The sequence below is a fragment of the Corynebacterium hiratae genome (genome assembly GCF_009708045.1).
GTDB classification, from domain to species: Bacteria; Actinomycetota; Actinomycetes; order Mycobacteriales; family Mycobacteriaceae; genus Corynebacterium; species Corynebacterium hiratae.
The window spans coordinates 1-9,531 of the sequence record NZ_VIOG01000022.1 but is presented as its reverse complement, the minus strand read 5'-3'; the positions used below and the strand labels follow the sequence as shown (position 1 = coordinate 9,531).

Genomic DNA, 9,531 nt, shown 5'->3' with positions numbered 1-9,531 from the left:
CGGCGCCTCGTGCAATTGCCCCGAATGAAAAGATTCTTAGAGGCCCCCGCGCGGGGGATAGGGGCGTTAGGATGTAGAACTAGCTTCGGCGATTTCTAAAGCCGGTGGTGTTGTGCTGCGAGCGGGCGCCGCTGGCTATCTTGACCATCTGTAGGAAGGGACACCACGCTTTCATGACGACTACGAACAATTCAGACGTGCGCTACCAGGAGATGCGCGATCTTGACCCCGAGGTCTTCGATGCTATTTCTGGTGAGATCGCTCGTCAGCGCGATACCCTCGAGATGATTGCTTCGGAGAACTTCGTCCCCCGCGCCGTTCTGCAGGCGCAGGGTTCTGTTCTCACCAACAAGTACGCAGAGGGCTACCCGGGGCGCCGCTACTACGGCGGCTGCGAGCACGTTGATGTCGTGGAGGACCTGGCTCGCGATCGTGCCAAGGCGCTTTTCGACGCCGAATTTGCCAACGTCCAGCCGCACTCCGGTGCTCAGGCCAACGCTGCGGTGCTGGCGTCGCTGATCCAGCCGGGTGACAAGATCATGGGCCTGTCCTTGGCTCATGGTGGTCACCTGACCCACGGTATGAAGCTGAACTTCTCCGGCAAGCTTTACGACGTTGCCGCGTATGAGGTCGACCCGGAGACCATGCGCCTCGACATGGACAAGGTCCGCGAGCAGGCTCTGGCTGAGAAGCCGCAGGTGATCATTGCTGGTTGGTCCGCCTACCCGCGGACCATCGACTTTGAGGCCTTCCGCTCCATCGCCGATGAGGTCGGCGCCTACCTGTGGACGGATATGGCGCACTTCGCGGGCCTCGTGGCCGCCGGTCTGCACCCCTCCCCGGTGCCGCACTCCGATGTTGTGTCTTCCACCGTGCACAAGACGCTTGGTGGCCCGCGCTCCGGAATTATCTTGGCCAAGCAGGACTTTGCCAAGAAGATCAACTCCAACGTCTTCCCAGGCCAGCAGGGTGGTCCGCTCATGCACGTCATCGCGGCAAAGGCTATTGCTCTCAAGATTGCGGCCACCGAGGAGTTCAAGGAGCGCCAGGAGCGCACCCTGGAGGGCGCTCGCATTCTGGCTGAGCGCCTGACCGCTGAGGATTGCACCAAGGCGGGCGTCGACGTTCTCACCGGCGGCACCGACGTGCACCTCGTCCTGGCGGATCTGCGCAACTCTGAGCTCGATGGCCAGCAGGCAGAGGACCTCCTCCACGAGGTCGGCATCACCGTGAACCGCAACGCGGTTCCGAACGATCCGCGCCCGCCGATGGTCACCTCCGGCCTGCGCATTGGTACCCCGGCCTTGGCTACCCGCGGTCTTGACGCGGCGGCCTTCACCGAGGTGGCCGATGTTATCGGTACCGCGCTGGCAAATGGTAAGAACGCGGACGTCGCCAAGCTGCGTGCCCGCGTGGAGAAGGTCGCCGCGGACTTCCCGCTCTACGACGGCCTTGAGGACTGGAAGCTGGTCTAAGCTTCCTTGCGCTCCTCAGCGTGAGCTTTCCGGGCGGCTTCGAGCCACTCGGGCATCGCGCTGAGGAGCTCTTTGATTTCTGCGGTGGTGAGAGGGCGGTCCATGTCGTTCTTCTTCAGCGCGGTCACGGAAATGCCCAGCTTCTGTGCCACCACCGGGCGCGGGTGCGGGCCCTCGCGGCGTAGGGTGGCCAGCCACTCCGGTGGGTTCTCCTGCAAGTCGCGCAATTGCGCGTGCGTTACTGCAGTGGCTTGAAACTCCTCCGGGGCGGCCGGCAGGTAGATGCCCAGCTTTTTAGCCGCGGTTTGCGCGCGCATGGCGGTACCGGAAGGCTGCTGGGTTTCGTTGGCTGGGGTTTCATTATTCGGGGTATCAGTCACGCTCACCACGCTAGCAGCACCGTAGTATGAGGTGCATGCTCCGCCTTGTCTTTTGCACTGGTACAGAACCCGGTAAATGGTTTCGCCGCTACCGTGACTCGCATTCTCTCGAGTCCCTGGTGACCGCCGACGCCGATGATGCTATGGCGGCTCTTCTTGCCCAGGAAGCTGACCTTGCTCTGACCCGCCTGCCAGATCCGCGGGTCGATGACAGCTTTCATGTGGTTCGGCTGTACGAGGAAGCGCCTGGGATCGCAGTTCCGAAGGATTCCGTGTACGCCGAGGTAGGGGAGGACATTACACCGGAGGATGTCGCCGAAGAGATCGTGAACTACCGGATTGCGCAGGATGGCAGCGTCGATGTCCCTGCCCTGCGTACCGCTCTCCAAGTTGTGGCAGCCAACGTGGGCGTGGCCATCGCACCTCGACCTCTGCTGAAGGTGCTCAGCAAGAAGCAAGTAGTGGCTCTAGGTCTGGAGGATCCCACTGTTGCGCGCACGGAGATCGCTTTGGTGTGGCGCCGAGCAGACGATGGTGACGAGATTCAGGATTTCGTCGGCGTGGCGAAGGGAAGGACGCGGAATTCTTCCCGCAATGTTGCTGAGAAGCGCAGCGCCCGTGACAAAGCAAAGGCTAAACAAGCACGCAGAAAGTCGCAAGGAAAGTCTCACAAGGACTCGATTTCCAAACCGTTATCGAAAAGATATAGGGGGTCTCAGCAGCGGAAACGTAGATAAGGAAGGCTCTTTGTTGTCAAATCATAGGTGCATCGGTGGCGGGGCGGCCGCGGCCGAGCCTACGGTGGACTTTGTTCTCAACAAAAGTACTTAGAACAGTGCTCAACAAAAGAGAAAGGTTTAGATAATGAAGAAGATGACTCGTCGTTTCGCTGCTGGTATCGCCGCTGCCACCCTGTCCCTGGGTGTCGTTGCCTGCTCCGATGCCGAGGACGCCGCTAAGGACGCTGGCGACGCTGCACAGTCCGCCGCGTCCGACGCTACCGATGCTGCCGGTTCCGCTGCTAATGAGGCTAAGGACTCCATGAAGGACTCCGAGTCCGCTGAGGCTTCCGACTCCGAGGGTGCTGACTCATCTGAGGCGGAGTCTTCCGATTCGGGTTCCGCTGATTCTGAGGGTGCCGAGGGTGATAAGGAGAGCGTCACCACCGCTAACGGTGATGTAGAGGTCCCTGCCGACTTTGCACAGGCCATCAAGGACAAGGCCGCCGAGTGGGGCGATCCGGAGTCCATCGAGTCCACCGATGCCGGTAGCGTTGCTACCTTCGCCAAGGACAAGCTGCTGGCATTCAGCGAGGGCGATGGCGCCCAGCCGATCATCGGCAAGATCGCTGAGACTTGGACCGAGGAAGGCGGCTTGGACAGCAAGGTTGGTCTGCCGACCGCCCCGGAGAAGGCTGAGGGCAACGGCTGGGTACAGGAATTCGCCAACGGCACCATTTCCTGGATGCAGGGTGAGTCCGGCGAGTACGAGGCCACCATTAACTAAGAGGGCTCACAATAGAGCCAGCTTTCTAAGAAATGCTCCGCACTGTAAAACCAGTGCGGAGCATTTCTTTGTGGTTTGTGAGGGAGCGAGCCGACTGGTGGGGATGGTGTGGCTCTGGGGATTGTCGTTTTAATACTGTTCATCTTGCACCCATGTAATTTCAACCTTTGCTCTCTAGCGTGGACGGTGTCCGGAGGTTCACAGGGACGTCCGGACAGTTCGAAAAACCACCAGCTTCACCATGCCCACCCAGGTCGTTGAGTTGGGGCGGGCATAACAAGGGAGAACCCTGCCGCTATGACCAATCCTTCCGTCCTGACCGAGCAGCCGCACGAGGCCGCTGTGGTTACCAAGACCTATGTCATCGATACCTCCGTCCTTCTCTCCGACCCTTGGGCGTTGCGTAAATTCGCAGAGCACGATGTGGTGCTGCCCATCGTTGTTATCTCTGAGTTGGAAGGAAAACGTCATCACCCGGAGCTTGGCTGGTTCGCCCGCCAAGCTCTTCGCTTTTTGGAGGACCTCCGCGCTACCTATGAGGCGCTGGATCAGCCTCTTCCCGTCAACGCCGCGGGCGGAACGCTGCGCGTGGAACTCAACCACCAGGATCAGTCCTTGCTGCCAGCGGCCTTCCGTGGGCCGGAGGGAGACCACCGAATCCTGGCCTGCGCGCTCAACCTGCAGCACGAGGGCAAGGACACCGTCCTGGTGACCAAGGATGTTCCGCTGCGCGTTAAGGCGGGCGCCGTGGGCCTGCAGGCAGATGAGTACCACGCTCAGGACGTTGTGCTCACGGGATACACCGGTATGGCTACGGTGCAGACCACCGCGGAGGTCATCGATGAGCTCTATGGGGAAGGCGAGGTGCTTATCGACGGCTCAGTGACCACCGCCGGCACCCGCGTCGAGGACCTTCCGGTGCACTGTGGCGTGACGCTGCAGGCAGGCGGGCAGTCAGCGCTGGGCCGCATGACGGCCGAGGGCGCAGTGCGCTTGGTACGCGGTGATGCGAATGTCTTTGGTCTCCAGGGGCGCTCGGCTGAGCAACGGGTAGCTTTGGACCTGCTGCTGGATCCTTCCGTGGGCATCATGTCCATTGGAGGCCGTGCAGGTACCGGTAAGTCTGCACTGGCCTTGTGTGCCGGTCTAGAAGCTGTGCTGGAGCGTGGCGAACACCGCCGTATCGTGGTCTTCCGCCCGATGTATGCGGTGGGTGGGCAGTCCCTGGGATACCTGCCTGGCTCCGAGAGTGAGAAGATGAACCCGTGGGCGCAGGCGGTCTACGACACGTTGGAGGGTCTCGTATCGGAAAACGTCATGGATGAAGTCCAAGACCGAGGCCTCTTGGAAGTTCTCCCACTGACCCATATCCGCGGCCGCAGCCTGCACGATTCCTTCGTCATCGTCGATGAGGCCCAGTCGTTGGAGCGCAACGTGTTGCTGACTGTCTTGTCCCGTTTGGGCCGCGGATCGCGCGTGGTACTGACCCATGACGTGGCGCAGCGAGATAACCTGCGCGTGGGCCGGCATGACGGTGTGCAGGCAGTCATTGAAAAGCTCAAAGGGCATGAGCTCTTCGCTCACATCACGTTGCAGCGCTCTGAGCGCTCTGCCATTGCGGAACTTGTCACCGATTTGCTGGAAGGTGAGAACTAACTCGTTCGCGAATGGCGATCTTGTAGGGGTCTGCTTGGCATTGGTCGTGCGTGCTCAGTAATAATTGTCCTATGAGCGACAACGCGAAAGACAAGAAGAAGGATTTCCGCATCCGTCCATTCACTGCGGCGGACTACCCGCAAATGCGCGAAATCTACGAGCAGGGCCTCAACACTGGCCACGCTACCTACGAGACCCGGTCGCTGACCTTCGAGGAGTTTAAGAACGTAAAGATCATGTCGTCGGTCTTCGTTGCGGTGGAGGCGGACGATGACTCGAAGGTTCTCGGCTGGGTCTGCGCTGCGCAAGCGTCTACCCGCACCGTGTTCCACGGCGTGGTGGAGGATTCCATTTACCTGAGCAAAGAGGCCCAGGGCCGCGGTATTGGCGGCGCCTTGCTAGATCAGCTCATTGAGGTCTGCCGTGACCTGCACAAGTGGGCCATTCACTCATGGATCTTCCCGGAGAACGAAGGTTCTGCCGGGCTGCACAAGTCGCGCGGCTTCGTCAAGGTGGGCACGTACTCCCACATGGCAAAGATGACCTACGGGGAGCTCGCCGGCCAGTGGCGCGATACCGATGTATACGAGTTGCTTCTGCCTAAGCCGGAGGAAAAGAAGGCAGCAGCCAACGAGAAGAGGAAGTAATTATCTCACTTTTCTAATATCAGGGCAGGAGTGGGGATAGAATAGAACCTGTTCTCATCCACTCTCTATCGAAGGCGAATCATGTCTTTCCGCACCTCTGTGCTTGCCCTTTCTACCGCCGTAGCCGTGTCGACCGGTGCTTTCGTAGCGCCCGTTGCCACGGCTGCTGAGTTTCCACCTGCTGGCTCCGTTCCTGTAGCAGAGCTCAACGTTAACTATCCCGACGGCGCTTTGGCGTATGTTTTCGCCGAGCCGGTGATGCAATCCAAGATCGATCTCATGGTTAAGCAAATTCGGGCGGTACGAGCACGCGCGTGGGATTCAAATCTTTTGCTTGGGGGAGTTCCTCTCCGTGACGCTGCGCGACGTGAAGGACTCAACTCCCGCGAGGAGTATGTAGATTCAATTACGTGGAGCCGCGGGCTGGAACATGCTGCGCTCCAGCGAGCTGCGGAAGAGAACCTAGGTCCACAATTGGATCACGAGCGCATCCCGGGAGTGGAGTGCTGGAGCGTGACCGATGATTTCAAGAGTGCTGAAAACATCAACTACCTCGGTGCTGATGAAGCTATCAACGGCTGGGCTGATGAATGGGCCAACAAGGTGAGTGGGACCGGTGAGACCGGTCACCTCGACAATATGCTTGCTCCGAACCATCGTTACTTTGCTGTCGCCGAGGTAGGTACGGCCACTGCCGGCCTCTTTGGGGACAAGAACTTTGAAAAATCTCCGGAAAACAGAACGTCTACTCGGCTTGACCAAGGGCGCTACGTTTTCCCGGTAGCTGTTCCTTCTGGATCTATCGAGGATGCTGAACTGTTTTTCTCGGATGGTACTGTGCCGAGCGCAACCGGCAGCTTTGGCCTCAGGATTGATGGTTTTAATGGTGCTCGCTTGGGGGTTCCGGTGGCGTCACCAAGCAGCAGCGATCCGGAGGTGCTCGAGGTCAACAAGGACGGAACCTACACGGCCAAGTCAGAAGGTACCGCGACCGTCACCTTTAACACCTATGTTCTGCGTAACGGACAGCCCCAGCTGTCGGACAACCACGTCACCAAGACCGTGAAGGTGACCAAGGAGTCCCTCGGCGGGGAGGTGAGCTCCGGTGGTACGAATATCGGAGCCATTGTAGGCATCCTCGCTGGTGTGCTCGCTCTCATCGGAGTCGCTGCCCAGGTGGCTCGCCAGTTGGGAATTCTGCGTTAAATACTCTGGTATGAAAAATCCTCGTTACGTCATTGTTCGTAGCGAGGATTTCTTGTTGTTGAGCGGGGACCGACCACCTAGTCGATGGTCTCTTTGAGGTGCTCCTCCCGCACCGGCAGGATGAGCAGGAGAGCGATGATGGCCATCGGGACCATGAGCAGGATGACCGGGGTGAGGCCGTCGTTGTAGGCGTTGAGGATGACGTCGCGGATGGGGTCCGGAAGCTGAGCCACCATCGACGGGGTCAGGCTAGAGGAACCGCCGCCCTCAGCGCTGAACTTTTCCGCAAAGGGCGCGCCAGCCTTGCCCATGGAAGCAATGGCGGCAGGCATGTTGGCGGCCAACTCATCCTTCATGTTGTGGATGAACAGCGAACCCACCAAGGAGGCACCCATAGCTGAACCGATCTGGCGGAAGAAGTTGTTGGCCGCCGTTGCGGTGCCCACCAGCGCCACGGGGAAGGAGTTCTGAACGATGAGAACGAGCACCTGCATAACGAAGCCGAGGCCGATGCCGAAGACGAGGAACTCAGCGCCAAGTTGAGTCAGGGAGGTATCCACAGTCAGCTTCGACATCCAGAACAGCGCGCCTGCCGTAATGGCGAGACCGATGATGGGGTAGCGCTTGTAGTGGCCGGTTCGGGCGATGATGAATCCCACTGTTGTAGAAGTGCCGATCATGCCGAGCATCATCGGGATCATCATGAGGCCCGCCTTGGTCGGCGTCAGGGTATGCACCATCTGCAGGTAGGTCGGCATGTAGCCCAGCACACCGAACATTGCCAGGCCCAGCACCATGCCAGCGGCCGTCGTGAGCACCATGTTGCGGTTCTTAAACAGCAGAACTGGGATCAAAGGCTCCTTGGCCCGCTTCTCGACGAAGACCGTGATGACAGCACCGATCACAACGATGACGGCCAAGGTGAGAATGACGGGATCCGACCACTCGTATTGGGTGCCGCCCCAGGTGGTCATAAGGATGAGCGAGGCGGTCGTGATGGCAATGAACGTGGCGCCCAAGGCATCAAACTTGCGCAAGTCAGTATCACCAACGCGCAGGTGCAGAACGAGCACACAAACGGTCATGGCGAGAAGACCGAGGGGGATATTCATCCACAGGCCCCAGCGCCAGCCGGGACCATCAGTGAACCAGCCACCGAGGACTGGGCCGAGGACGGAGGACAAGCCGAAAACGCCGCCCATGATGCCCATGAACTTGCCGCGCTCACGTGCCGTGGTGACCTCCGCAATGATGGACTGGGAGGAAATCATCATGAATCCAGCGCCGAAGCCCTGAATCGCGCGGCCGATGATGAGCAGGTTCATAGAGTTGGCGAAGCCGCCCACGGCGGAACCGATGACGAAGGTGGCAATGCCGCCGATGTAGAGCCACTTGCGGCCCATCATGTCACCGAGCTTGCCGGAGATGGGCATAGCGATGGTCATGGTGACCAGGAAGGCGGAGATAACCCAGCTCATGTGGTCGACGCCGCCGAGCTCGCCGACGATGGTAGGCAGGGCGGAAGCGAAGATCATCTGCCCCAGGGAGCTCATCAACATGGTGAGCACGAGGGCAGAGAAGACGAGGGCAAGGTTGTTTTCCGGCTTGCCGTTGTCAGCGTGGGACGCTGACGGTTTCGCGGTAGCTACCATGAAAGTCCTTTCGAATAGTTGTTGATGAGCGTGAGTGCGGAGTCAAAGCGCTGCTCAAAGGGGATGTCGCAGCTGAAGTCTGGGGAGGTGGTGGCCAACCAGAAAGCCTCACGGATGGTGACAGCAATGAGGAGTGCCTCCGTGTGCGGGGAGACATCCGGCATGGTCTTTAATGCTGGCTCCTTCTCCAGCCGCTGGGTGAGTAGCTCAAGGACTTCGTTGGACTTGGCACGCTTTCTGCTTAAGGACGCCGCCGCTGCGTCCGCATCGCGGGAGATACGGCGGCGTCGCTCAGCAATCTCCCTGTTGGCGTGCTGTCCAATGAGGTGTTCCTTGATGAGGTCTACGGCCAGCTTGAAGAGGTTCTCCGTGGGGGTTTCGAGCAAATAGCTCTTCTGCTCCTGGGAAAATTCTTGGCTGGGGTTGCCCAGAACAGCTGAGTCCTTGGAATCGAAATAATTAAAGAAAGTACGCCGGGAAATACCGGCCTTCTCACAAATCTCCTCCACCGTGACTGCAGCAAAGCCGTGCTCGTCTACCAAGAGGGTGGCAGCATCCTCTATACGTAGGCGAGTTTTTAGGCGTTTTTGCTCGCGTAATGACAATTCTTCTTGCACAGAGTGCAATCCTACACTCGGTGCAAGTTTGCACCAAGTGCAATGATGGTGATTCTCATGATGGCGGGACGATCTTTATGGCGCGGCGCACAGGAAAGGAGATAAGAACAGCAACCCCATCCTTCGCGCCCACCGGCAGCGTGGGCAGTGGCTGGTTAAGGCTCGCCGTGAGCGCGAAGGGCGCGAAGTGATGGCTAGGAAAGAAACTCTCAAGCCTAAAACTGCCCTAGTTGACGAAGTTATTGCCAGATCTTGAGGAGGCTATAACCTGACTTGGCTCACGGTTAGGTGATGAAGGTCACCCTTGACATTGTGGCCTGGAGGTTTGGTGTTGTGGCGGTTATTTTTTCGGCACTAAGCGGGTATCGGCGGGGGTAGCCGGTAGTCTGATT

Annotated in this window: 9 protein-coding genes; 6 read left to right on the top strand and 3 right to left on the bottom strand. The window is 59.2% G+C overall.

Annotated elements, in window-relative coordinates; translation table 11 throughout:
- Positions 1-173 precede the first annotated feature (173 nt).
- Complete coding sequence (gene glyA, locus FME68_RS12800) at positions 174-1,475, top strand: serine hydroxymethyltransferase (RefSeq protein WP_070510305.1); 1,302 nt, start codon at positions 174-176, stop codon at positions 1,473-1,475.
- On the opposite strand, the gene FME68_RS12795 is transcribed toward glyA, so the two are convergent.
- Positions 1,472-1,792 (bottom strand): DUF5997 family protein, encoded by a 321-nt coding sequence (locus FME68_RS12795; RefSeq protein ID WP_158397773.1) that lies wholly within the window; start codon positions 1,790-1,792, stop codon positions 1,472-1,474. The genes glyA and FME68_RS12795 overlap by 4 nt on opposite strands.
- Before the next feature lie 98 nt (positions 1,793-1,890).
- Between FME68_RS12795 and FME68_RS12790 the strand changes: the two genes are divergently transcribed.
- From FME68_RS12790 to FME68_RS12770, 5 genes are all read left to right on the top strand, one after another.
- Complete coding sequence (locus FME68_RS12790) at positions 1,891-2,592, top strand: LysR family transcriptional regulator substrate-binding protein (protein WP_144014030.1); 702 nt, start codon at positions 1,891-1,893, stop codon at positions 2,590-2,592.
- 127 nt (positions 2,593-2,719) lie between these two features.
- Positions 2,720-3,361 carry an LGFP repeat-containing protein gene (locus FME68_RS12785; RefSeq protein WP_158397772.1) on the top strand — a complete coding sequence of 214 codons (642 nt, stop codon included), beginning with the start codon at positions 2,720-2,722 and terminating at the stop codon, positions 3,359-3,361.
- A 297-nt stretch (positions 3,362-3,658) separates the two neighbouring features.
- Positions 3,659-5,017 (top strand): RNA 5'-3' helicase PhoH2, encoded by a 1,359-nt coding sequence (gene phoH2 / locus FME68_RS12780; RefSeq protein WP_046648336.1) that lies wholly within the window; start codon positions 3,659-3,661, stop codon positions 5,015-5,017.
- A 71-nt stretch (positions 5,018-5,088) separates the two neighbouring features.
- Positions 5,089-5,664 (top strand): GNAT family N-acetyltransferase, encoded by a 576-nt coding sequence (locus FME68_RS12775; RefSeq protein ID WP_046648337.1) that lies wholly within the window; start codon positions 5,089-5,091, stop codon positions 5,662-5,664.
- An 81-nt stretch (positions 5,665-5,745) separates the two neighbouring features.
- Positions 5,746-6,870 carry a CAP domain-containing protein gene (locus tag FME68_RS12770; RefSeq protein WP_102233795.1) on the top strand — a complete coding sequence of 375 codons (1,125 nt, stop codon included), beginning with the start codon at positions 5,746-5,748 and terminating at the stop codon, positions 6,868-6,870.
- Between the two features lie 77 nt (positions 6,871-6,947).
- Here the strand turns inward: FME68_RS12770 and FME68_RS12765 are convergent, their stop codons facing one another.
- Entirely contained in the window at positions 6,948-8,522 is a 1,575-nt protein-coding gene (locus tag FME68_RS12765; protein ID WP_046648338.1) for an MDR family MFS transporter, read from the bottom strand.
- Positions 8,516-9,139: a TetR/AcrR family transcriptional regulator gene (locus tag FME68_RS12760; RefSeq protein ID WP_046648339.1), complete on the bottom strand. Its 624-nt coding sequence runs from the start codon at positions 9,137-9,139 to the stop codon at positions 8,516-8,518. The genes FME68_RS12765 and FME68_RS12760 overlap by 7 nt, the downstream gene beginning before the upstream one ends.
- Positions 9,140-9,531: the final 392 nt, after the last annotated feature.

Bases quoted from the DNA above. Each gene is read 5' to 3' on its own strand.
- glyA (WP_070510305.1), top strand. From the start codon at position 174: ATGACGACTACGAACAATTCAGACGTGCGCTACCAGGAGATGCGCGAT.
- FME68_RS12795 (WP_158397773.1), bottom strand. From the start codon at position 1,792: ATGCGCGCGCAAACCGCGGCTAAAAAGCTGGGCATCTACCTGCCGGCC.
- FME68_RS12790 (WP_144014030.1), top strand. From the start codon at position 1,891: ATGCTCCGCCTTGTCTTTTGCACTGGTACAGAACCCGGTAAATGGTTT.
- FME68_RS12785 (WP_158397772.1), top strand. From the start codon at position 2,720: ATGAAGAAGATGACTCGTCGTTTCGCTGCTGGTATCGCCGCTGCCACC.
- phoH2 (WP_046648336.1), top strand. From the start codon at position 3,659: ATGACCAATCCTTCCGTCCTGACCGAGCAGCCGCACGAGGCCGCTGTG.
- FME68_RS12775 (WP_046648337.1), top strand. From the start codon at position 5,089: ATGAGCGACAACGCGAAAGACAAGAAGAAGGATTTCCGCATCCGTCCA.
- FME68_RS12770 (WP_102233795.1), top strand. From the start codon at position 5,746: ATGTCTTTCCGCACCTCTGTGCTTGCCCTTTCTACCGCCGTAGCCGTG.
- FME68_RS12765 (WP_046648338.1), bottom strand. From the start codon at position 8,522: ATGGTAGCTACCGCGAAACCGTCAGCGTCCCACGCTGACAACGGCAAG.